Source organism: Gemmatimonadaceae bacterium (assembly GCA_019752115.1).
Classification (GTDB): Bacteria; Gemmatimonadota; Gemmatimonadetes; order Gemmatimonadales; family Gemmatimonadaceae; genus Gemmatimonas.
Window position 1 is genome coordinate 1 of record JAIEMN010000016.1, and the last position, 21,142, is coordinate 21,142.

The following is a 21,142-nucleotide window of genomic DNA, read 5'->3' on the forward strand; positions in this document are numbered from 1 at the left end:
CTTCACGCGCGGCATCGCGCCGGCTGGCCGCGACGCGCGCAGCGGCCCGGGCCGCGTCCATGGCCGCCCGACTGACATCGCCCTTGGCCGCCAGCGGCTCCAGTCGCGCGACATCGGCCGCCGTGCGTTCGGCGTCCGTCGTCGCGGCCGCTAGATCCGCCTCGGCGCGATGCACTTCGGCCGGTCGCGCCCCTCGGGCCAGTTCGCGCGCGCCCTCGTCGGCGGCGGCGGCACGTGCTTCGGCCTGCGCCGTGGCGGCCGTGAGCGTCGGCGTGCCCAGCACGGCGAGCGTGTCGCCAGCCCGCACCGCATCGCCCTCATGCACCAGCACGCGGACCACGCGCGCCGGCTGCAATGGGCCGACATCCACTTCGACCATCTCGAGTGTGCCAACCGCCGTCTCGGGCCCGGCCGTTCGCTGGCAGGCCGACAGCAACAGAAGGGGAGCCACCATTCGCAGGCGCATGGCTGAACAGTGGGGACGGGGACCGACCGGGGGAAGACGTCGACGCGCGTTGTTGGACGGCGCGGGGCGCAGCCGCCACATTTGCACCACGTACCCCTTCACTTTGTCTTCCCGAGGCACCGGAATGACCGTTCGCACCCGCTGGTCCCAGGCCGCCCTGTTGAGTGCCGGCTTGTTCGCGCTTGCCGCTCCCGCCGCCGCCCAGACCCCGACGCATCCGCTCGATCAGCTGTCGGCGCGCGAGCACTGGGCGATTTACGATGCGCTGCAAGCGTCCGGCAAACTGGACTCGACGTTTCGCATTCTCTTTGAAGGGCTGAAGGAGCCACCCAAGAGCGAGGTGCTGGCCTGGCGCCCGGGGCAACCGCTGCACCGCGAAGCGACCGTGCATCTCACGCAGGGCAAGCTGGGCTACGAGGCCACGGTCGACATCGGTGCCAAGAAGCTGCTGACGTGGAATGCCCTGCCGGCCAAGCAGTACATGACGAGCTTTGCCGAGTTCGGCGCCGCCGGCGAACTCGCCATGAAGGATGCGCGGGTGAAGGAGGCGCTCAAGAAGCGCGGCATCACCGACTTCACGCATGTCAGCTGCGACCCGCAGAACAACGGCTATTTCGATCTGCCTGAGGAGCGCAACCTGCGCGTGCTGCATCTGACGTGCAGCGATGACCGCGGGCGCGTCAGCGGCTATGGGGAGGCCATCGACGGCCTGGTGATCGTCGCCGATATGACCAACAACAAGATCCTGCGCATCGTGGATGTAGGCGGGCAGCGCAGCGGCATGCCGGATGGCCACTCGCCGGAGGAGCTCGGGCCCACCCGGGCGCCCGTGAACGAGGTGCAGATGGTGCAGCCCAAGGGCGCGACGTACGCCCTCAACGGGCACGAGGTGAGCTGGCAGAACTGGAAGTTCCAGTTCCGGATGGACATGCGCCGCGGGCTCGTGATCTCGCAGGTGCGCTATACCGATGGCGGCAAGGATCGCTCGGTGATGTATCAGGGTTCGCTGTCGGAGCTGTTCGTGCCGTACATGGATCCGAACGATCCGTGGAACTATCAGGGCTACTTCGACCTCGGCACCTACCCCGCCGTGTTCGGCGGCATCGCGAGCTCGCTCGAACCGGGGGTGGAGTGCCCCCTGTACGCTACGTACTTCCATCACTACGTGGTGACCGACAAGGGTGCCCCGCGTGAGCGGCAGCGCACGGCGTGTCTCTTCGAGCGCAACGCCGGTGACGTGGCGTGGCGCCACACGCGCGGTGGCGGGCAGGTCAACGAAGCGCGCCCCAAGACCGATCTCGTGCTGCGCATGTACATGAACGCCGGCAACTACGACTACCTCTTCGACTGGGTCTTTCAGCAGGACGGCGCCATCGTGGTGAACGTCGGCGCGACCGGCATGGACCAGGTGAAGGCCGCCACGGGCACGCCCAAGGACAACGACTTCGGCCGCATGATCGCCGACAAGCTGATCGGCGTGAACCACAGCCACTTCTTCTCGTTCCGTCTCGACATGGACGTGGACGGTCCCACCAACTCGCTCATGGTGGATCAGCTCAAGACCACCACGCTGCCGCCCAGCAACCCGCGCCGGAGCATCTGGACCGTCAACACGCTCACGGCGGCCACCGAAAAGGACGGCATGCGCATGTCGCCCATGACGGCCCCCGAAGTGTGGCGCATCGTGAACCCGGCGCAGAAGAACGCCTTCGGCTGGCCCGTCGGCTTCGAAATTGAAGGCCACGGTGCCATGTCGCTGATGAGCCCCGATGACTACATGCGGCAGCGCGCGGGCTTTGTGGATCACACGCTGTGGACCACACCGTATTCGCCGACTGAGCTGTTCGCCGGCGGTGACTATCCCACCAACTCGGTGGCGGGCGCCGGCCTCCCCAAGTGGACGTCGGCCAATCGGCCAATTGCGAACACCGACGTGGTCACGTGGCTGACGTTGGGCTTCCACCATGTCCCGCGTCCCGAAGACTGGCCGGTCATGCCGGTGGCGTGGCATGGCTTCGCGATCCGTCCCGTGGGCTTTTTCAACCGCAACCCCTCGGCCGATCTGCCACGCGCCCGCTGAGCCGGGCCCGTTAGATTGTCGGGCATGAGCGAGTCACTCCCGCCCACGCTCGAGAAGACGCTGCGGCAATTCCGGCTCCTGAGCCGGGATGACAAGATGCAGGCACTGCTCGGGTGGTCGAAGAAGCTGGAACCGCTGCCCGAGCGGTTCGCTGCGCTCCCGCGGGAGCTGTTTACCGTGCCGGAGTGCCAGACGCGCGTGGATATCTTTCCCGAGCGTCGGGCCGACGGCACGCTGCACTTCTACGCCGATGTGAATGCGCGGCAGAGCCCCACAGTGGCCGCCGTGCTCGCCATTACCTTTGCGGCGGTGAATGATCAGCCGCCGGCCGTCACCCTCGCCCTCCCGGGCGACTACGTGCGGCTGCTCATGAGCGACATCGGCCTGGGGGCCCGGGAAAGCGGGCTGCAGGCGATGGTCGCGCGTCTCAAACGTCACGCGGCCGAAGCGCTGGCCGAGTCTTCTGCGCAGGGATCCTGATGCTGGGTACGTTGCTGAACTGGTGGGCGTGGGTCGAAACGGTGAGCGTGGTCATTCTGGGGACCCCCGTCGTGGCCCTGGTGTGGCTCTTCACCGCGCCGTTCGACAAGGGGCGTTACGCCGCCGGTCGGGCGTTTCGCCTCGTGGGCGTGACGGCCATGCGTCTCAACGGCCTCTGGCATTTCCGCGTGCGCGGCGCGCTTACCGATCCGCGCCGTCCGTACGTCGTGGTCGCCAACCACGAGAGCTACGCCGATGTCTTTCTCATCAGCTGCTTCCCGTGGGAGATGAAGTGGCTGAGCAAGGACACGATGTTCAAGATCCCCTGCATGGGGTGGATGATGCAGATGGCGGGCGACATCAAGCTCGTGCGCGGTGATCGGGACTCCACGCTCAACGCCATCGCGCAGTGTCGTGACCGGCTCACCAAGAAGGTGAGTGTGATGATCTTCCCCGAAGGCACGCGCTCCAAGACGCAGGAGATGCTGCCATTCAAGGACGGCGCCTTCCGGCTCGCGATCGAAAGCGGCGCCCCGATTCTCCCCATCGCCGTTGCCGGTACGCGCAACGCCATGGCGAAGGGCACGTTCCGGTTCCTGCGCGCCCGCGCCCTGGCGCAGGTGCTCGAGCCGATCGACACCGCGGGCATGACGCTGGGCGACATTCCGCGCCTCAAGCAGCTCGCGCGCGATCGCATCGATGTCGGTCGGCGCGCGCTCGCCGCCGAACTGGGCATCGCCATGGCGCCGCCGGCCGCGACCTCCGTGGCCGCGCCGACCTGAGGTTGCATGATCGACAGCCCGCGTACCGAGGCCTCACTCGACGCCCGTCTGTCCGCTCCTGATCACGAGACCGTCGAGGCGCTTGAGTCACTCGCCGGCGACCTCCTGATTCTTGGCGCGGGCGGCAAGATGGGACCCACCGTGGCCCGCATGGCACGCCGGGCACTCCCCGATCCGGCCCGCCGCATCATCGCGGTGTCGCGCTTCAGCGATGCCCGCGTCGCCCGCGAGTTGCAGGACGCAGGGATTACGGTGCTGCGTGCCGATCTCAGTGACCCGCGTTCCGTGGCCGCGCTGCCCGAGGCGCCCAACGTGGTATGGATGGCCGGCCAGAAGTTCGGCACCACCGGTGATCCGGTGGGCACCTGGACGCAGAATGTCGTGGCGAGCGTCAACGCCGCCGAGCGCTATGCCGGCTCGCGCATCGTGTGCTTCTCCACCGGCAACGTGTATGGCCGCTCGCCGGTGGCCGATGGCGGCTCGCGGGAAGACGCGCCCCTCGTACCCGATGGCGAGTACGCCGCCAGCTGCGTGGGGCGTGAGCGCGTCTTCGAAAGCGTTGCCCGTCGTACAGGCAGTCCGCTGCTGCTCTATCGCCTGTTTTACGCCAACGACCTGCGCTACGGTGTCGTGACCGAGATCGCCGGGAAGGTCCTGCGTGGCGAACCGATCGACCTCACGACCGGGCATGTGAACGTGATCTGGCAGGGCGACGCCAACCGCCTTGCCCTGCGCGCCCTCACGGTGGCCACCCAGCCAGCCGTGGCGCTCAACGTGACGGGGCCGATCGTGCGCGTCCGCGAGATCGCCGAGTGGTGCGGCGCGGCGGCGAGTCGTACGCCGGTGTTTACCGGCACGGAAGGCGACACGAGCCTCATCGCCAACGTCGCGCGACTGGGCGAGATCCTGCCGTATGCCGCGCTGCCACTGGAGACGCTCTGCGCCTGGGCCGTCTCGTGGATTCAGCACGACGGCCGCCTGCTCAACAAGCCCACGAAGTTCGAGGTGCGCGATGGCCAATTCTGACGTCGCGTTCAACGTGCGCGCGCACCTGCAGGCCGGGCATGTGATTCCGGCGCATCCGCTGGCGCTCACCCCATCGCGCACGATGGATGAGCGCCATCAGCGCGCGCTGACGCGGTACTATGTCGCCGCGCGCGCGGGCGGCATGGCGGTGGGCGTGCACACCACCGGCTTCCCGATCCACGACGCGAACATCGGGCTCTATCGCCCGGTACTCGAGCTCGCCGCCGAAACGGCCACCGCCGCCCTCGCCGGCGACGCGCGCCCCTTCGTGCGCGTGGCCGGCCTGATCGGCGACACCGCGCAGGCCCTGCGTGAAGCCCAGGTGGCGCTCGCCCTCGGCTATCACTGCGGCCTGCTCTCGCTCGGTGCCTGGCGCGATGCCACCGACGCCCAGATCCTCGCGCACTGCCGGCGCGTCGCGGAGGCGATCCCGCTCTTCGGTTTCTATCTGCAACCGGCGGTAGGCGGGCGGCGACTCGGCTATGCGTTCTGGCGCGAGTTCGCCGAGATCGCGAACGTGGTCGCCATCAAGGTGGCGCCATTCGATCGCTATGCGACGCTCGATGTGGTGCGCGCGCTGGCCGACGCCGGGCGCGATGACATCGCGCTTTACACCGGCAACGACGACGCGATCATCCCCGATCTCGTGACCGACATCCCGGTCACCAGCGGCGGTCGCGCCTACACCCGCCACTTTGTGGGCGGCCTGCTCGGCCAATGGGCCGTGTGGACGCACCGCGCCGTGGCCATGCTGCGCGAGATCCAGATGTGGCGCGCGAGTGGCCACACCCAGCTCCCGCGCGAATGGCTCACCCGCGGCGCGGCACTCACGATGGCCAACGCGGTCATCTTCGATGCCGCGAACAGCTACACCGGCTGTCTGCCTGGCATTCTCGAAGTGCTACGCCTGCAGGGGCTCGTGCGCGGCACGTGGACCTTCGACACGCACGAGCGCCTGTCGCCGGGTCAGGGCGAGATGATCGCGCGGCTGGCGACGCTGTATCCCGACTTGGTCGACGATGCGTTCGTTGCCGAGAACCGGGATGCGTGGCTGGGCTGAGTTAGGCCGTACCTGATGTGCGGAGGGGCGGAGCAGCGGGGGAACGGAGAACCGCGAAAACGCCTCCGTTCCCCCGCTGCTCCGCCCCTCCGCAGATCAGGTACTACGGTCTTGCCGCGGGCGCCAACCCCAGCAACCGCGCGTGCCACGTGTCCGCCGCCGGGCACTCGAATGCCGAGCGCCACGCGCCGGCCGTCAGCACCGTGGTGTCGAACACCAGGGTCGCGCCCGTGATCGCACCCGAAGCACCGAGCGCACGAAACGCCGGCCGCTCGCTGACCTGTACCGCGCCCGACGCATCGCGCCAGAAGACCGGTCCGCTCGTGATCAGCGTGGTGCCGGCCACGGCCTCCAGCTCTGATACGCGGCGGAACAGCGCATCGATCGAACAGCCGGTCGCGCCCGTGGCCTGCTCGTCGGCGGCCACGGCGAGGAATCGATCATCGCGCCAGTCGCGCCCGCACACCAACGGCACGCCGTGCGCGCGCCAGCTGTCGAGCGCCTCATCGACGGCCGTCAGCATGGCGGTCGCGGCGGCTCCCGTGACGGGAGCCGCCGCACCAAACACCCACAGCCGCGCGTCATCCGGCAGCTGATCGAAACGCACTCGAGGCATATCGCTTACTCCGGCGGCTTGCCGACACCAGGCAGCTGGAACATCGGCATCGCCCCGCCGGTGACCTGCGGCATCTGCCCGTTCCAGCGCTTCGTCATCTCGTACTGCACCAGCGTACTCGTGATGCTGCGCGACAGCAACTCGTTCGCCTTGGCCTGCGCCTCGGCTTCGGCCATGATCGCCTTGGCGCGACCCGCCGCCTTGATGCTGTCACCCTGCGCCTGGAAGGTGTTCTTCTGGAGCTCGTTCTGCGCGGTGAGCGCCTGCTGCTGCATGACGTTCTTGAGCGAAATCGCGTCCATGACCGCCTTCGGGGCACGGAACTCGTTCAGCGTGAACTGCTTCACCTCAATGCCATAGGTATCGAGACGCTTCTGCAGCTGGGCCTGCGTGCGCGACACCACCTCGGCCTTCTTGGGGCCCAGGATGGCCGCGATCTCCTCGCCACCCACCACTTCCTGCAGCGACTGGCGAATGGCCTGCTTGATGAAGCCGTGCGCGATCACCTCCACGTCCGTGCGGAACGTCTGGTAAAGCTGCGGCACCTTCTGCGGGTTGAGCTCGAAACTCATCGACACATCGAGCGACAGCGGCTGCCCTTCCACGGAGTTCACGTTGATCTCGTCGTTGTTCGGCGAGCCTTCGCGGGCATCCTTGGTGAGCACCAGCGTCTGCATGAACGTCGGATACTCCTGAATCTGCGTCAGCATCGGATTGCGCACGTGGAACCCCGGGCCGAGCGGCTGCGGATCCACGCCGCCACCGGCGCGGTGAATCACGATGCCCACATGCCCGGGTTCGATGTACGTCACCGTCGGACGCAGCAGCAGATAAAAGAGCAGCAGTCCGCCGATGGCCAGGGCGTAACGCTTGAACGAGCCGCCCCGACCGCCGGTGGGCGGCGTCAGCGCGCCGCGCATGGAACTGCCGAAGGTGTTCTTGAGATTTTCGAAGGTTTCTTCAGTCGATGTGGCCATGGACAGCCTCCTCATAACAACGGGGGCACAGTGATTCCCCCGAGGGCAAGCGCACCAGATCCTCTGCGCGCTGCAGCCCGTGAATAGGGCAGGTGAGCTCAGCCTGCCGATCAATGCGCTTGCGATTCGCCGTCTGCTTGAGACGGAGTCCCGCCGGGGTGAAGCCCAGCGCCTTAAGAACAAAAGCGCCCACCACTGCCACCAGGGCAATGAAGAGGACGCTATCGATGATGGCGACGGTCATATGTTTCCTAAACCTACGAGCGGGGCGCCAAAAGGTTACAGGGCGCACTGCCACGGGTCTAGCCGCTTTCCGAACTCCCGAACAGCAGCTGGACAAGCGGCATATCCCCTTCCGCCACAAGCAGATACACGTGGTCGCCTGACATCAGGACCAGCGCCGCCTGCCTCGCGAATCCTGCAGTGCGCGCCAGAGAACAGGCTTCCAGTCCTTCGTGACCCTTTGCGGCCGTTCAAGAACGGCTGGGACTAGGCCGTCGCGCCGAGCTCCAATCGCAGCATCGATTCCAACGTCGGCCAGCTCCAGGTGAATCCTGCCCGCTGCAGGACCTCGGGGAGGACACGCTGGCTCGCGAGCACGGTGCCGTTGGCCATCGCCTCACCAAGAATGATCCGCAGCGCGAAGGCCGGCACAGGCGCGATCGCGGGCCGCCCCAGCACGTGTGCGAGCACCCGGGTGTATTCGGCGTTCGTGACCGGGTCGGGCGCCACGAGATTCACCGGGCCGGCAATGTCGTCGCGCATGAGGCAGAAGTGCGTCGCGGCAAGATGATCGGCGAGCGCGATCGGACTGACCCACTGGGTGCCACTGCCGAGCATGCCGCCCACAAACGCCTTGAAGAGAGGCGCCTGCTTGGCCAGCGCGCCGCCAGCGGCGCCTTGCACGATGCCGGTGCGAAGATGGACCACGCGAATACCCGCGCGCTGTGCCGGTTCGGTCGCGCCCTCCCACGCCTTACCCACGTCGGCCAGAAAGTCGGCGCCAAGCGAGCTCGATTCACGCAGCACCTCGTCGCCGCGACTGCCGTAGATGCCGATCGCGGAACCCGACAGCAGCACGCGCGGCTTCCGCGACAGCTGGGCGAGGGTGTGCGCCAACAGCGAGGTGCCTTCCACGCGGCTGTCCCGAATGGCGCGCTGATGCTCGGCGCTCCACCGCTCGGCGATCGAGGCCCCAGCGAGATGAATCACGGCATCGACGCCTTCGAGCGCGCGCGCGTCGAGCTGGCCACGATGCGGATCCCACGACACATCCACCACGCCAGGGCGCACGGCGCCGCGGCCGATACGGACGATCTCGTGGCCCCCGGTGCTCAGAAACGCCGCGAGCTGCGTACCGATGAACCCGGTGGCGCCGGTGATGGCGATGCGCATCGGCGCGCGGTCGGCGAATGCCGCGTGGCGGGCGATATCATGCGCCAGGATCGCATGCCGGTAGGCAAAGACACGATCGATGGTGCTCGCGGCAAAGCCCTGCCCGATCTCACCGAGTGCGCCCAGCGGCAACCGATACGCAATATGGTCTTCGAGCACACTGGCGGATTCGCCATCGGGCTCGAAGGCATGCGTGTGCACCCACGACGCGAACGGACCGCTCAACAGGATGTCGCGGAACTGCCGGTTGGGGAGATAATCGCGGTGTTCGAGGCGCCACGTCATGGGCAGCGGGCCCGTGTGCACGCGCAGCTCCACGCGCGCGCCGTCGCGAATGCCACCGGTGTGCGACACGACCTCCGGCGAATCCCAGGGTGGCGACATGCGCAGAAAGGCGCCGGGGCGCTCATGCCAGGCGAAGAGCGTCTCCACCGGAACCGGCACGCGCAGGCGCCGGCGAAACTCGTGCGTCATGATCCCTCAAAGCTCAGCCTTCGGCGGCAGCACCGTTACCAGCCGCCCGCGTCCTCCAGATCGAGCACGCGCCAGCAGTACCAACTGGCAACGCTCGCCCACGGGCGCCAGTTCCGCGCGAGCTTCTCGAGTCGCGCCGCATCGGGCAAGGCCCGGGTCCGGTAAATGCGTTGCGCACCCTTCCGTACGCCGAGATCGAGCACCGGCAGCACATCGGGTCGGCCGAGCCGAAACATGAGGAACATCTGCGCCGTCCACGGCCCAATGCCGCGCACCGCCACGAGCGCGTCGATGACGGCCGCATCGCTCAGCGTGTCGATGTGGCCGAGCGGCAGGCGATCATCGGCCACGTGGGCGGCGAGATCGCGAATGGCGCGCAGCTTGGCAACGGACAGCCCACACCCGCGGAGCAGCGCATCGCTCGCGGCGAGCACGGCCGCAGGCTCGGGGTGTCCGTCGCTGGCGCCGAGGGCTTCAAGAAACCGCCCGTGAATCGTAGCCGCCGCGCTTCCCGAGAGCTGCTGGTACACGATGGCCCGCGCCAGATGACCAAAGTGCGTGCCTTCGCGTCGCGGCAAGAGCGTACAGGGGCCCACGCGATCGATCGCCACCGCGAGCTTGGGATCGCGCTCGCGAAGCAGCGCCACTGCCTCCGTGAGGCGCGCCCGCGTGAGCGGGCGCATCGCGTGGGCCGGTGGCACTTACATGCTCAAGCTGAACATGATGTGCGCCTTGGGCGTGCCGGGCAGCATCAACCACGGCTGCTTGTCCGACGGCGACGCCGAGAGCCCCGTGCTCTGCGGGGTCGCGAAGGGGACATACACCACGAACAGTTGATTGCCGTTCTTCACCGTACCGGTCTTGGCATCAAAGCTGTCGGCAAAGACCTGGTACAGCGCCGCCGGCTGCGCGGGCATCTTGAGCTTGCCGGCCTTCACTTCGGCAAAGCGCGCCGTGTCGACCTTGGCACCGGTCGTGCCCGAGGCCCGCAGCTCGCGGCCACGCGCCATGAACGGTTCCATCGTGTCGGCATAGCACGACGTGTGGAACTTCTCCTCTGCCGGATCATCGGCGAGGCAGAGCATGCCGTTCTTGGAGGGGCGGAGCAGTTCGAGCTTTCCGGCGGTCTTGTATCCCATGACGCCAGCCCCGTCGCGCATCTCCTTGGGGAGCGGCAGCACGGCACCGGTGATCTGGTCCGCCACCGGCGTCTGGGCCGGGGCGAGAGCGGGGAGCGCACACAGGGCGACGAGGGCCCCGGCGGAAATGGCGGACAAGCGCATCGGAATTCCTGGGAAAGTCGGGCGGGAAGGTTGTGCCGGATGGGGCAAGCCGTATTCTATGACCCGTATGGGCACTTCGACACATGCGGTCACCGATCCATCCCTGATTCGCTTCGCCCGGGGGCTGTCGCACGACCTGAACAACTACGCGACGGTGGTCCGCACGTATAGCGAGCTGCTGCTGGCGGACCTGCCGCCCGACTCGCCCTCGCGGGCGGATGTCGAGGAGATCCAGCGCGCCGCTGAGGGCATGGTGGCGTACATCCAGCGCGTGACCCGCTTTTCGCGGGCGAGCATGATGCGCCGGGGGCCGGTGTCCGTTGACGAGACGCTGAGCGACGTCGCAAGTGCGGCCATGGCCGAATGCGCGGGCCGCCAGTTCGTTGTGCAGATGGCTAGCGGCGCGACGGTGCACACGGATGCGCCATGGTTCCGGGATGTGGTGCTGGAGCTCCTCCGCAATGCCCACGAGGCGGCGCCGGTCGGTACCCCGGTGCGGGTGGAGGCTCGGGCAACCGCCGAGACAGTGTCGATCCGCGTCTGCGACATGGGCCCGGGCCCCGGCACGGAGGCAGGCGATTCGTTCGAGCCGTTCACCAGCACCAAGCAGGGGGTGCGCGGTGCCGGTCAGGGGCTGGCGATGGCGCTGGCCTTCGCCCTGGCGTGTGAAGGTGAACTGGAGATCATGCACGAAGGCGACGAAACGGTCGCCGTGCTGACTCTCCCCCGGATGTAGCGCACGGTCACGCCACCGGGCGGGTCAGCGCACGGTGCCCTTGATCGCAACGCGCGCCGACAGCCAGACGGCCTGCGGTGTGAGGACCAGCGAATCGGGGGTGGCCGAGAGGAGCAGTTTGGTGCCGGCGATCGGGACCGCGCCGTCGATCGCGATGGGCACCCGCACCGCACGGAAGAACCGCTGCGGAATGCGCACTTCGAAACCGCGCCCGACCAGTTCGAGGATGCGGGCTTCGACGCCGGCCTTCTCCACCGCGAAGTTGCACAGCCGGCCCTGCGAGGTGAGGAGCGTTTCGAGCGCCGCCACCGAGCGGGCTGATGGCTTCACCATGAGACGCATCGACAGATCGGGGAACGTCGGGATGATGCGCAGGCCATCGGTCGCGGCCCGCAGTCGCAGATAACCGCGCGCTTCGTACTGGGCCGGCGCGACGGTGCCCTCGATCGGTTGCTCGGTCTGCACATCCTTGCAGACGCCATTGGCGAGCCCGGTGGCGTCCCAGGTGAACTGCGCCGTGCCCCGTCCGGTGCCCCCTTCGAGACGCACCGGCAGCGTGATGTCGATCCGATCCGCGCGCGCCGCGTCGCGGGCGACGGTGAGGCGCGGCGTGCCCGAGGCGAGGCGCCCCTGCACATCGGCGAGGGAGAGCCGCAGCGTGTAGCGCCCCACGTTGCGGCGCCCAAAGAAGCGCAGCGACGCTTTCACGTCGCCGGCCTTCTGCACGGTGAGGTTGCGCAAATGGACATCCACCGCGCTGAACCAGCCGCGCATGATGTCGCGTGCCAGCGCCTGCACGAAGGGCGTGGGCAGCGCGAGCAGCACATCGCCCGTCGGGCGCCGATCGAGGAGGTCGCGCGTGCGTTCGATGCCCACCACGTGCTCCTGCAGCGAATCACGTTCGCTGCGCAGCCGCAGGATCTCCTGTTCGAGCTGCCGCGGATCGGTGGAAAGCGCCGGTGCGCGATACCACCAGATGACGCCGGCGGTGGTCGCTGCCGTCAGCACCGTGCCGGTCACGGCCAGCGTGATGACCCAGCGGGCGATCCGGCGCTTCACGGGGCCGCCTGCCCGCGCGCGCTCATGGCATCACCGTGAGCAACGGCCCGCGCTCCACGTGCAGCACGACCGTGAGCCGATTGCGGTAGGCGAGCACGCGGCTCGCGCGCATGGACAGCGCTGCCCGCGCCGGCTGCACGGTCAGTGCCCCTTCCGGGCCGAAGCCCGGCAGGTTGAGCGCCCGATCCAGCCGCACCGGGAGCGTCAGCTCCGGCAGCGCCGCACTGAGCTGCGGCAGCGCGCGGTCCACCACGATCTGCAGCAGGGCAATGGCGGTCCCGTCGAGCGCATACGGCACCCCGCGCGGCGACGCGAGGGTGGCTTCATCGAGCCGAATGTTTGCGTGCAGCGCCTCGGCGCTGTCCACCCGGAAGCGCTCGAGCGCCCCGCTCAGCTCGAGATTTGCCGCCGCGCGCGGAAAGGTCTGTCGTACCACCGTGCCGCGAATCACCACGCGCGCCACGTTGCCACGAAACGCGAGCGTCACCCCCGTCAGTTGCGCCTGCACCTGCCCCGCGAGCGACACATCGATCGGCAGCGACGCCGACAACACCGTGCGCAACACCGAGTCGCTGACGCTGAGCACGATCGCGTTCGAATCGGCCAGGAGGCCGCGCGTCATCACCGTATCGAGCGCGCGGAAGCCGGCAATCTCCCGCTGCAGCTGAGCCCGCTCGGCGAGCATGGCGCGCGTACGCTCGTCGGAGCGACAGGCGGCCAGCAGCACGAGGAGGGCGGCGAGACGGCGCATGGGGAGGAATCTACGGGGCGTATACGAGACGCGTATACGACCAGCGTATACGACACGCGTAGACGTGAGCGGGAATGGCGGCGGTACGGAACGGCGAAGGCGCAGCCGAGCCTGCTGCTCGTCTGCGCCTCATGTATACGGTGTCCGTATCCGATCACGTATACGCTGTTCGTATACGCGTCTCGCCGTTATCCCTTCGCCGCCACCTGCCGCAACAGCGCATCCGCCACACGGTCCAGCGGCAACACGTCCACCGCGGCATCCAGCTTCACCGCTTCGCGCGGCATGCCGTACACGACGCACGTTTCCTCGTTCTGCGCCACCGTGTACGCGCCGGCTTCGCGCATGGCGAGCAGCCCCTTGGCCCCATCGGCACCCATACCGGTGAGGATGGCCCCGACAGCGTTGCGACCGGCGCTGCGGGCGACGCTCTGGAAGAGCACGTCCACCGCGGGGCGCTGGTGATGCACCTTCGGGCCGTCCTTGATGCGGACCACCCAGCGCGCGCCGCTCGCCTGCAGGAGCATGTGCTTGCCGCCAGGCGCCACGAGAGCGAGGCCGGGGACGACGTAGTCGCCGTCCTGCGCTTCCTGCACGCGAATGGCGCACACCTGGTTCAGGCGATCGGCGAAGCTCTTCGTGAAGTGCTCCGGCATGTGCTGCACGATCACGGTGCCCGGCGCGTCGACCGGGAAGCCGCGCAGCACCTTTTCGAGGGCCTGCGTGCCGCCGGTGGAGGCGCCCAGCGCGATCAGCTTGTTGGTCGCGTCGAACGTGGCGATGGCCGGCCCCTTCACCATGGCCGGCGTATCGGGGAGATCGACCCGCTTGGCTACGCGCGCGTGCGAGGCGGCGCGCACGGCGCGCACCAGGTCCTCGGTCACGTCGGGCGTGGCCATTGAGGCGCCGGGCTTCGCCACCACGTCCACCGCGCCCAGCGAGAGCGCGCGGAGCGCCGTCTCGCTGTGCTTGGGGGTGAGCGAGCTGCAGATCACCACCGGGATCGGGAAATGCTTCATCAACTTGGACAGGAAGCTGAGCCCGTCCATGCGCGGCATTTCAATGTCCAGCGTGATCACATCCGGGCGCAGCTGCACAATGCGCTCGCGCGCGACGTACGGGTCGGTGGCGGTGCCCACGACCTCGATATCGTCGTGCTTCTGCAGCGCCTCCGACAGGATGCGCCGCACGAGGGCGGAATCGTCCACGACCAGCACGCGAATCACACCGGTCCGCTGAAGCGGAGCGGCAGTGCCAAGGCCAGCCGGGGACAGAAGAGTGCTCACGACAGCGTGCTCACTAGAAGATGAAAAGCGTGGCTTCGGCGCGGCCCTGGTCCACGCCGACCTGCACCGACGCCGTCGGCGCATCGTCCTCGCGCATCGGCAGCTCGCCGCCAAGGTGGAGATTCGGCGCCGCCAGATTGAACACCGCATCCGCGCCACCAATGAGGGGCAGCACGTGTCCGCAGATGACATTCGCCAGCTCGCCCAGCGCATCGCGCTGCAGCGCCGACGGGCGCGTGTCATCGGCGCCCAGCATGTTGTTCGCCACCTCGGGGAGAATCGCGGACGATGCGCGCAGCACGAGCCGCCCGGTCATCGGACCCCGGAACTCCACCGACGCGGCGACATCGAGGGGCGCGGCCGCCTGCTCCGCCGAGAGCTCCGTCTCGGGGAACAGCATGGCCAGCTCCTCAAAAGTCGCTGTCGTCGCCTGCGACAGGGACTGGACCGTAGTACTCGACATCAGTGACTCCCGTAACGCGGAGGATATTGTCGCGCAGGGTCTCCGGCGCGAACGGCTTGCGAACGATGGTGGCCCCGAGTTCCTGCAGGTTCTGCAGGCGTGTCTCGCTGCCTTCGGTGGAGACGACGATGACCGGCAACTGCTCCGTGTCGGGATTGCCGCGCACGCGACGCAGCATCTCCTCGCCGTTCATCACCGGCATGTTGATGTCCAGCAGCAGCAGGTCCACCCACTGCTCCTGCAGGACGTGAAGGCCCTCCTCGCCGTTGCCGGCCTCGAGGACCTGCCCGAGCGGCACGCCGCTCATGCGCAGGGTCCGCACGACCATCTGCCGCATGACGGCACTGTCGTCGACCACGAGTACGTTGAATGCCATAGGTCGCTCTCAGAGCTTGCTTTCAGTGCCGTTGATCTTGAGCGTGACCTCGCCACTGGCGACGTCCACCCACATGGTGCGCGACGTTTGCACGCCCCCCGTGTCGTGCGCATGCACGAGCACGTTGTTCTTCCAGAGCAGCTTGCGCAGGGCGATCATGTTGCGCTTGCCGATCTGGAAGCGGTCGTCCTCCTCACGCGCGCCCTGGTGGGCGCCGCCCGCCACCTTCACCTGCATGCGTTCCTTCTTGGCGCCCAGCTTGTAGCACTCCTTGAACAGGAGCGGAACGCCGCTGTCCACGAACATGGCCGGTTTGTCGGCCATCTTCTGCGGATCGATCGTGCCCGTCGGCAGCATCACATGCAGCAGCCCGGCCACGCCCGCCACGGGATCGTGCACCACGATCCCGAGGCAGCTGCCCAGCGCGTACGTGATCAGCCGCTCACCGGCCACGTTCGAGACCTTGAGATCCGCCACACCGACGACGCGCTCCGAGGCGCGAGAAGAGACGGTGGTTCCCATGCTACTTCACGTAGACGGCCGGCATGACATACCGGAACTTGTGATTCAATCCCGTGAGGCTCTCGGAATGCCCCACGAACAGATGGCCACCAGGCCGCAGGAGCGCCCAGTAGCGCTCGACCAACTGCTGCTGCGTGGCTTTGTCGAAATAGATCATGACATTGCGACAGAGGATGGCGTCGAACGGCCCCTTCATGGGCCATTGCTCCATCAGATTCAACTTGGCGAAATGCACCAGACGCCGGAGCGACTGATTCGCCTCATAGGCCGGGCGACCGCCAGCGTCGGCTTTCTTCACCCAATACTTGCTCAGCCAGGCATTCGGGACATCCGCCATGTGCTCGGCGGGATACACGGCGGCCTTGGCCGTCGCCAGCACCCGATGACTGATGTCGGTGGCCAGGATCCGCACGTCGCGCTTGCCGATGTCGCTGAACCCTTCGTTCGCGAGCATCGCCAGCGTGTACGGTTCCTCGCCGGAGGAACAGCCGGCACTCCAGATGCGGACCGGTCCGGTCAGCGTCGGAAAGACGCTGTCGCGCAGGAAGTCAAAGTGCGACGCCTCACGCAGAAAGCTGGTCTTGTTCGTCGTGAGCGCATCGATCATCTCGGCGAACTCCTTCTTCGACGGCTCCTGCTCCACGAAGGAGAGGTAGGCATCGAAGTCGGGGAGCCCGAGCTTCCGCAGGCGCTTGGTCAGGCGGGCCCGGACGAGCCCCTCCTTCCCTTCGCGCATGCGGATACCGGCGTGATCGTGCAGCAGGCGCGTGATGCGCGCGAACTGCGCGGCCGTGAGCTCACACTCCGCGAACAGGGCGGAGGCGTGTGGCGCGGTCATGGAACGGTCCCGCGAAAGAGGAATCGACTCAGTCGGCCGCGCCGCGCGCAGCCTCGAGGGCGGCGATTTCTGCCGTGGCCAACACCTTGTCGATGTCGAGCAGCAGCTTCACGCGACCGCCGGCCTTGCCGATGCCGAGCAGGAACTCCGTGTGCACGCCGGCACCGAAGGTCGGCGCATCCTCGATATCGCTGTCGCCGATCGCCACCACCTCGCTCACCCGATCCACGACGATACCCGTCTGGATCCCCTGCATCTGCACCACGATGATGCACGTGTCTTCGGTGTCTTCGGCGCTCATGCCGAACTTGCAGCGCAGGTCGGTGATCGGAATGACCTTGCCGCGCAGGTTGATCACACCGCGCACCGCCTCCGGCATGCGGGGGACGCGCGTGATCGGCTGCATGCCGATGATCTCGCTGACCTTGAGGATCTCGAGACCGTATTCCTCGCCCGCGAGGAAGAACGTCAGGTACTTGCCCGCGCGGGACTGGGTGATCGTGGCGCTGTCGGTGTGCGTGCTCATGGCTCGCTCAAATGGAAATGAGGTAAATGTCGGGCGACGACGCCCGTCCCTGAGTGGTATCGGCCGGGATGAAGCGGAGCTTCACTCCGGCAGGCGCCGCGTTACGCGGCGCGCGCCGGGAGTGTGACAGTATCGGTCGTCTGCACGAGCGCCACCGTCTCGTTGACATCGAGGATCAGGCCCACGCGGCCGTCGCCGAGGATCGCCCCGCCGCTGACCCCGGCCACCTTGCCGAGCCCATCGCCGAGCGCCTTGGCCACCACCTGCTGCTGCCCCAGGAGATCGTCGACCAGCAGCGCCGTCCGGCGCGATCCGTCGCCCACGATCATCAGCAGGGCATCGAGCGGGTTCTCGATGGCATTGGGGACGTCGAAGAGGCGGTGCAGGCGAATCACCGGCATCAGCTCGCCGCGCAGCAGCACCATCTCGCCCTTGCCCACCACCGTCGACAGCATCTCAGGCTCAGGGCGGAAGCTCATGTGGATGTGCGTCAGCGGCACGATGAACCGCTCGTCGCCGACCCGCACCAGCATGCCGTCGGTGACGGCGAGCGTGAGCGGCAGGCGGATCGCAAACGTCGTCCCCTGTCCCGGCGTCGAGCTGATGTCGCAGCGGCCGCGAATGGCCTCGAGATTCCGGCGCACCACATCCATGCCGACGCCGCGGCCGGAGATGTCGGTCACCTTCTCGGCGGTCGAGAAGCCGGGGGCGAAGATGAGGTTGAACACCTCGCTGTCGCTCAGGCCCTTGTCGCTCTCGATCAGCCCCTTCTCGATCGCCTTCTTGGCGATCTTGTCGCGATGCAGGCCGTTGCCGTCGTCCTTGAGTTCGACGACGACGTTGCCCGACGCATGGTAGGCATGCAGGCGCACGATACCGACGCCAGGCTTGCCGGCCGCCTGGCGCTTGTCGGGCGCCTCGACCCCGTGATCGACCGCGTTGCGCACCATGTGCACCAGCGGATCGCCGAGGCGGTCCACCATGTTGCGATCGATTTCGACGTCATCGCCCTCGGTGATGAACTGCACCTGCTTGCCGGCCTTGGCCGCCGTATCGCGCACGACGCGCGCGAGCTTCTGGAAGGTCGGGCGGAGCGGGACCATGCGCATCGACATGCTCAGGTCCTGCAGCTCGCGGACGATCTTGCCGGCGTGCGTCACCTTGCGCAGCAGGTCGTGCTGCTTGCCGGTGCCGAACGTCTCGTCGCCCGCAATCATCGACTGCGCGATGACGAGCTCCCCGACCATGTCGATGAGGCGATCGAGGCGATCGGTGCGCACGCGAATGGTCGCGTCGTCCGAGACGCCCTTCGACTTAGTCGTGGTCGTGGGCTCGGCGCTGGCCGGGGCCGACGTCGCTGTCGGCGACACGGCGGGGAAGATGTCGTCGCTGTCCTTCGTCGGCGTCGCGAGCGCCACGCCGTTGGCATCCCGGGCGGGATCATAGCCGGCGAGCGCATCGAGCAGCTCGTGATAGCCCTGCGGGAGCGGCAGGCGGCCGTCGCCGGCGAGCGCCTGCTCCACCGACACCAGGAGCTCCTTGAGCATGTCGGCCGAGCGAAGCGACAGATCCGCGCAGCCCCGCGTATAGGCGATCTCCTTGTCGCGAACGCGGCTCAGCAGCGACTCCGCTTCGTGCGCGAACGCGGCGATCCGCGAAAGCCCCAGGAACGCCGACGTACCCTTGACGGTGTGGAAGGCGCGGAAGACCGTGTTGATCGCTTCTTCGTCGCTCGGATTGGCTTCGAGCTGGAGCAGCGCGGCTTCGGAGTTCGTCACGCATTCATTGCTCTCGGTGATGAAGTCCGGGAGCAAGTCGCGATCGGCATCGTCGGGGAGACGATCGGAGCCGGTATCATGCGCCTTGGAGGTGGCGCGGGCGGGCTCCGGCGTCGGCTCCGCGATGGCCGGTGCCGCGATCGCGGGCGTGCCGCGACCCGGCGTCCGGCGACGCGGCTTGGCGGTGGCATCCACCGAGACGTCCACGCTCACGTCGACGAAGGCATCGACGTGGACATCCACGGTCGGCGTATCGACGATTGCGCCGGCGTTCGTGGCATCGACGGTCATCGTCGCGACTTCGGCCACCGCGACCGTGGCGCGCGGCGCCTGCTCGCAGGCTTTCATCGCCGCCTCGAGCGCCGTGCCCACTTCGGCCATCGCGGCCGATGCATCCGGCACGGTGCCCTTGACGATGGTACCCAGGACGCGTGCCGCGCGCGCCACGAACGGTTGCGCGGCCAGCGGGACGCGGTTCTCGAACGCCAGATCGGTCAGCGCATCACGCAGCGTGGCGAGATCGGCGGTGTCAGTGGCCTCCAGCTGCATGAGCAGCGTGGCGGCATCATCAAGAGTCAGTGGAGACACGGGCAGTCCAGCAGAATGGCCAACACGGAGCACCGACTCCGGCGCTCCTGCACAGTGGGGAGTATCGGCTGCACCCGGAGGCAGGTTTACCGTGATTTCACGCCCGCTGACGAGAGGAAACGCAGACGGCCCGCACGGGATGTGCGGGCCGTCAGCAGCACCAGCGGGGAGGCCGGGGGGACCTCAGGCCGCAGGTGCCTTGACCGTCGTGAAGATCTGATCGGCGAGCGCCTGACGCCCTTCGGCATCGCGAATCGTGGCGTTCGGATCGTACGTCTGCGCATCGGGCACATCGGTCTTGCCGAGGACGATGTCGGCATCGACGTTGTGATCGAAGAGACGCGCCACATCGAGCAGGCGCTGCTCCATTTCGACCAGCACCGACGAGGCGTGCGCCAGCTGCTGCGACGTGATGTCCTGGAACTGCAGCGCGCCCATCATGAGGAACAGCTCGTCGCGGAGGTTGCCGCGGATGGCCGTCGCCTTGTCCCGATCCGGCGTATCAGCCGCGTCGATAGTGTCGAGTTCATCGACCATCTGGGTGGCGCGATCGCAGGCGTCCATGATGTTGATCGCCGCGTCTTCGGTCGCCGACGTGACTTCGCGGATCTTTTCGTGCGTCGTCGCGAGCTTTTCGAGGGCCGTGGTCTGGAGGGCCGCACGGCTCTCGCGCAGGCGGGCCAGCACATTCAGGATCTGCGCGTTGGCCTGTTCGAGGATATTGGGCAATTCAGCGAGCGAAATCGTGGGGGCCGGCGGCGTCACGTCACGGACGTCGTGCAGCCCAGTCAACTCCTGGTCGACGAGACGGAGCGCCGCCTCGGACTCATAGAGGACTTCGTGGGCACGGGAACTGGTCATTGGGCAAATCCTCAGGCCGCCGCCGCCGGCAGGAGCGCATCAATCTTTTCCTTGAGCACCTGGGGCGTGAACGGCTTGACAATGTAATTGTTGACACCGGCTTCCATCGCCGTGAGGATGTCTTCCTTCACCGAGCGCGCCGTCACCATGAGAATGGGGACGTGCCGCCCGTCGTCACGCGAGCGGAGCACCTTGGTGAACTCGGTGCCGCTCATGTTCGGCATGTTCCAGTCCGTAATGACGAACTTGATCGACGGGTCGAACTTGGCGAGGGCCTCCTGGCCGTCGCCCGCCTCCACCGTATCGTTGAATCCGATGCGCTGGAGCGAGTTGATGACGATGCGACGCATCGTCGCGGAATCGTCCACCACGAGGAACTTCATGACCGCCGATCTCCTGAGTGCACCAATTGGGAAGGCGCGTGACTACAGATCGCCACGCGTCAGAATGCGCCGGGCGACCTGATCCACCACATCGAGGGTGTTGTAGGCGCCGGTCAGAACCTTGTTGCGCAGCTCGGCGACACGATCGGGCTCCAGGCTGTCGTCGCGCTGCTGGGCCTGCATGCGACGGCCTTCCGCGGAGATCTGGACAGAGTCCGACTTCGCCGGCTTGGTCGCACTGGGCTGCTGAACTTCCTGCTGCGCACGCTGCACCCCGGTGGTGCTGTTCGGCGTGGGCTTCAGGGCTTCGAAATAGCTACCGGTGATCTTCATAGG

The 21,142-nt window shown here is 67.4% G+C and carries 25 protein-coding genes; 6 read left to right on the plus strand and 19 right to left on the minus strand.

What is annotated here, in order from left to right; all coding sequences use genetic code 11:
* On the minus strand, positions 1–454 hold a 454-nt coding region (locus K2R93_06895), incomplete at its 3' end, for a biotin/lipoyl-binding protein (protein MBY0489552.1).
* 136 nt (positions 455–590) lie between these two features.
* On the opposite strand from K2R93_06895, the gene K2R93_06900 reads away from it, so the two are divergent.
* Genes K2R93_06900 through K2R93_06920 form a run of 5 tightly spaced genes read left to right on the plus strand, consistent with a single transcriptional unit; the run spans position 591 to position 5,894 of the window.
* Complete coding sequence (locus tag K2R93_06900; protein ID MBY0489553.1) at positions 591–2,546, plus strand: hypothetical protein; 1,956 nt, start codon at positions 591–593, stop codon at positions 2,544–2,546.
* A 24-nt stretch (positions 2,547–2,570) separates the two neighbouring features.
* Positions 2,571–3,026 carry a SufE family protein gene (locus K2R93_06905; protein ID MBY0489554.1) on the plus strand — a complete coding sequence of 152 codons (456 nt, stop codon included), beginning with the start codon at positions 2,571–2,573 and terminating at the stop codon, positions 3,024–3,026.
* Complete coding sequence (locus K2R93_06910; protein MBY0489555.1) at positions 3,026–3,808, plus strand: 1-acyl-sn-glycerol-3-phosphate acyltransferase; 783 nt, start codon at positions 3,026–3,028, stop codon at positions 3,806–3,808. Before K2R93_06905 ends, K2R93_06910 begins: the two co-directional genes overlap by 1 nt.
* Before the next feature lie 6 nt (positions 3,809–3,814).
* The gene (locus tag K2R93_06915; protein MBY0489556.1) at positions 3,815–4,834 is read left to right on the plus strand and encodes an NAD(P)-dependent oxidoreductase; all 1,020 of its coding nucleotides are present in this window, start codon (positions 3,815–3,817) and stop codon (positions 4,832–4,834) included.
* A complete protein-coding gene (locus K2R93_06920; protein MBY0489557.1) occupies positions 4,821–5,894 on the plus strand; it encodes a dihydrodipicolinate synthase family protein in 1,074 nt (357 codons plus the stop codon). The genes K2R93_06915 and K2R93_06920 overlap by 14 nt, the downstream gene beginning before the upstream one ends.
* Positions 5,895–5,997: 103 nt before the next feature.
* Here the strand turns inward: K2R93_06920 and K2R93_06925 are convergent, their stop codons facing one another.
* From K2R93_06925 to K2R93_06950, 6 genes are all read right to left on the minus strand, one after another.
* Positions 5,998–6,510 carry a hypothetical protein gene (locus tag K2R93_06925; protein MBY0489558.1) on the minus strand — a complete coding sequence of 171 codons (513 nt, stop codon included), beginning with the start codon at positions 6,508–6,510 and terminating at the stop codon, positions 5,998–6,000.
* 5 nt (positions 6,511–6,515) lie between these two features.
* Positions 6,516–7,487 carry a prohibitin family protein gene (locus K2R93_06930; protein MBY0489559.1) on the minus strand — a complete coding sequence of 324 codons (972 nt, stop codon included), beginning with the start codon at positions 7,485–7,487 and terminating at the stop codon, positions 6,516–6,518.
* A complete protein-coding gene (locus tag K2R93_06935; protein MBY0489560.1) occupies positions 7,471–7,731 on the minus strand; it encodes a hypothetical protein in 261 nt (86 codons plus the stop codon). Before K2R93_06935 ends, K2R93_06930 begins: the two co-directional genes overlap by 17 nt.
* A gap of 245 nt (positions 7,732–7,976) precedes the next feature.
* Positions 7,977–9,356, minus strand: coding sequence for a TIGR01777 family oxidoreductase (locus K2R93_06940; protein ID MBY0489561.1), 1,380 nt, complete (start codon positions 9,354–9,356; stop codon positions 7,977–7,979).
* A 35-nt stretch (positions 9,357–9,391) separates the two neighbouring features.
* A complete protein-coding gene (locus K2R93_06945) occupies positions 9,392–10,057 on the minus strand; it encodes a DNA-3-methyladenine glycosylase (GenBank protein MBY0489562.1) in 666 nt (221 codons plus the stop codon).
* Complete coding sequence (locus K2R93_06950; protein ID MBY0489563.1) at positions 10,058–10,639, minus strand: hypothetical protein; 582 nt, start codon at positions 10,637–10,639, stop codon at positions 10,058–10,060. It abuts the gene before it with no gap.
* A gap of 67 nt (positions 10,640–10,706) precedes the next feature.
* On the opposite strand from K2R93_06950, the gene K2R93_06955 reads away from it, so the two are divergent.
* The gene (locus tag K2R93_06955; protein ID MBY0489564.1) at positions 10,707–11,375 is read left to right on the plus strand and encodes a HAMP domain-containing histidine kinase; all 669 of its coding nucleotides are present in this window, start codon (positions 10,707–10,709) and stop codon (positions 11,373–11,375) included.
* A 24-nt stretch (positions 11,376–11,399) separates the two neighbouring features.
* On the opposite strand, the gene K2R93_06960 is transcribed toward K2R93_06955, so the two are convergent.
* The 12 genes from K2R93_06960 to K2R93_07015 all read right to left on the minus strand — a co-directional run bounded on the left by K2R93_06960 (position 11,400) and on the right by K2R93_07015 (position 21,139).
* A complete protein-coding gene (locus tag K2R93_06960) occupies positions 11,400–12,434 on the minus strand; it encodes a hypothetical protein (GenBank protein ID MBY0489565.1) in 1,035 nt (344 codons plus the stop codon).
* Between the two features lie 22 nt (positions 12,435–12,456).
* A complete protein-coding gene (locus K2R93_06965; protein MBY0489566.1) occupies positions 12,457–13,185 on the minus strand; it encodes a hypothetical protein in 729 nt (242 codons plus the stop codon).
* A gap of 188 nt (positions 13,186–13,373) precedes the next feature.
* Complete coding sequence (locus K2R93_06970) at positions 13,374–14,555, minus strand: chemotaxis response regulator protein-glutamate methylesterase (GenBank protein MBY0489567.1); 1,182 nt, start codon at positions 14,553–14,555, stop codon at positions 13,374–13,376.
* Positions 14,485–14,871, minus strand: a complete 387-nt coding sequence (locus tag K2R93_06975; GenBank protein MBY0489568.1) for a chemotaxis protein CheX — start codon at positions 14,869–14,871, stop codon at positions 14,485–14,487. The genes K2R93_06970 and K2R93_06975 overlap by 71 nt, the downstream gene beginning before the upstream one ends.
* A 10-nt stretch (positions 14,872–14,881) precedes the next feature.
* Positions 14,882–15,310, minus strand: coding sequence for a response regulator (locus K2R93_06980; protein MBY0489569.1), 429 nt, complete (start codon positions 15,308–15,310; stop codon positions 14,882–14,884).
* A 9-nt stretch (positions 15,311–15,319) separates the two neighbouring features.
* Complete coding sequence (locus K2R93_06985; GenBank protein ID MBY0489570.1) at positions 15,320–15,832, minus strand: chemotaxis protein CheD; 513 nt, start codon at positions 15,830–15,832, stop codon at positions 15,320–15,322.
* A gap of 1 nt (position 15,833) precedes the next feature.
* Positions 15,834–16,670, minus strand: a complete 837-nt coding sequence (locus tag K2R93_06990) for a protein-glutamate O-methyltransferase (protein ID MBY0489571.1) — start codon at positions 16,668–16,670, stop codon at positions 15,834–15,836.
* A gap of 28 nt (positions 16,671–16,698) precedes the next feature.
* Positions 16,699–17,196 (minus strand): chemotaxis protein CheW, encoded by a 498-nt coding sequence (locus tag K2R93_06995; GenBank protein MBY0489572.1) that lies wholly within the window; start codon positions 17,194–17,196, stop codon positions 16,699–16,701.
* A gap of 101 nt (positions 17,197–17,297) precedes the next feature.
* Positions 17,298–19,562: a chemotaxis protein CheA gene (locus K2R93_07000; GenBank protein MBY0489573.1), complete on the minus strand. Its 2,265-nt coding sequence runs from the start codon at positions 19,560–19,562 to the stop codon at positions 17,298–17,300.
* A 183-nt stretch (positions 19,563–19,745) separates the two neighbouring features.
* The gene (locus K2R93_07005) at positions 19,746–20,423 is read right to left on the minus strand and encodes a hypothetical protein (protein ID MBY0489574.1); all 678 of its coding nucleotides are present in this window, start codon (positions 20,421–20,423) and stop codon (positions 19,746–19,748) included.
* 11 nt (positions 20,424–20,434) lie between these two features.
* Positions 20,435–20,806: a response regulator gene (locus K2R93_07010; GenBank protein MBY0489575.1), complete on the minus strand. Its 372-nt coding sequence runs from the start codon at positions 20,804–20,806 to the stop codon at positions 20,435–20,437.
* Between the two features lie 42 nt (positions 20,807–20,848).
* Positions 20,849–21,139: a flagellar biosynthesis anti-sigma factor FlgM gene (locus K2R93_07015; protein ID MBY0489576.1), complete on the minus strand. Its 291-nt coding sequence runs from the start codon at positions 21,137–21,139 to the stop codon at positions 20,849–20,851.
* Between the last annotated feature and the right edge of the window lie 3 nt (positions 21,140–21,142).

What these genes read in the sequence shown, in the direction of transcription:
- K2R93_06920 (MBY0489557.1), top strand. Translation starts at nt 4,821, where the DNA reads ATGGCCAATTCTGACGTCGCGTTCAACGTGCGCGCGCACCTGCAGGCC.
- K2R93_06975 (MBY0489568.1), bottom strand. Translation starts at nt 14,871, where the DNA reads ATGCTGTTCCCCGAGACGGAGCTCTCGGCGGAGCAGGCGGCCGCGCCC.
- K2R93_06970 (MBY0489567.1), bottom strand. Translation starts at nt 14,555, where the DNA reads ATGCGCCGACGGCGTCGGTGCAGGTCGGCGTGGACCAGGGCCGCGCCG.
- K2R93_06910 (MBY0489555.1), top strand. Translation starts at nt 3,026, where the DNA reads ATGCTGGGTACGTTGCTGAACTGGTGGGCGTGGGTCGAAACGGTGAGC.
- K2R93_06940 (MBY0489561.1), bottom strand. Translation starts at nt 9,356, where the DNA reads ATGACGCACGAGTTTCGCCGGCGCCTGCGCGTGCCGGTTCCGGTGGAG.
- K2R93_06915 (MBY0489556.1), top strand. Translation starts at nt 3,815, where the DNA reads ATGATCGACAGCCCGCGTACCGAGGCCTCACTCGACGCCCGTCTGTCC.
- K2R93_06995 (MBY0489572.1), bottom strand. Translation starts at nt 17,196, where the DNA reads ATGAGCACGCACACCGACAGCGCCACGATCACCCAGTCCCGCGCGGGC.
- K2R93_06990 (MBY0489571.1), bottom strand. Translation starts at nt 16,670, where the DNA reads ATGACCGCGCCACACGCCTCCGCCCTGTTCGCGGAGTGTGAGCTCACG.
- K2R93_06965 (MBY0489566.1), bottom strand. Translation starts at nt 13,185, where the DNA reads ATGCGCCGTCTCGCCGCCCTCCTCGTGCTGCTGGCCGCCTGTCGCTCC.
- K2R93_06950 (MBY0489563.1), bottom strand. Translation starts at nt 10,639, where the DNA reads ATGCGCTTGTCCGCCATTTCCGCCGGGGCCCTCGTCGCCCTGTGTGCG.
- K2R93_06955 (MBY0489564.1), top strand. Translation starts at nt 10,707, where the DNA reads ATGGGCACTTCGACACATGCGGTCACCGATCCATCCCTGATTCGCTTC.
- K2R93_06925 (MBY0489558.1), bottom strand. Translation starts at nt 6,510, where the DNA reads ATGCCTCGAGTGCGTTTCGATCAGCTGCCGGATGACGCGCGGCTGTGG.
- K2R93_07005 (MBY0489574.1), bottom strand. Translation starts at nt 20,423, where the DNA reads ATGACCAGTTCCCGTGCCCACGAAGTCCTCTATGAGTCCGAGGCGGCG.
- K2R93_06980 (MBY0489569.1), bottom strand. Translation starts at nt 15,310, where the DNA reads ATGGCATTCAACGTACTCGTGGTCGACGACAGTGCCGTCATGCGGCAG.
- K2R93_06935 (MBY0489560.1), bottom strand. Translation starts at nt 7,731, where the DNA reads ATGACCGTCGCCATCATCGATAGCGTCCTCTTCATTGCCCTGGTGGCA.
- K2R93_06930 (MBY0489559.1), bottom strand. Translation starts at nt 7,487, where the DNA reads ATGGCCACATCGACTGAAGAAACCTTCGAAAATCTCAAGAACACCTTC.
- K2R93_07015 (MBY0489576.1), bottom strand. Translation starts at nt 21,139, where the DNA reads ATGAAGATCACCGGTAGCTATTTCGAAGCCCTGAAGCCCACGCCGAAC.
- K2R93_06985 (MBY0489570.1), bottom strand. Translation starts at nt 15,832, where the DNA reads ATGGGAACCACCGTCTCTTCTCGCGCCTCGGAGCGCGTCGTCGGTGTG.
- K2R93_07010 (MBY0489575.1), bottom strand. Translation starts at nt 20,806, where the DNA reads ATGAAGTTCCTCGTGGTGGACGATTCCGCGACGATGCGTCGCATCGTC.
- K2R93_06900 (MBY0489553.1), top strand. Translation starts at nt 591, where the DNA reads ATGACCGTTCGCACCCGCTGGTCCCAGGCCGCCCTGTTGAGTGCCGGC.
- K2R93_06905 (MBY0489554.1), top strand. Translation starts at nt 2,571, where the DNA reads ATGAGCGAGTCACTCCCGCCCACGCTCGAGAAGACGCTGCGGCAATTC.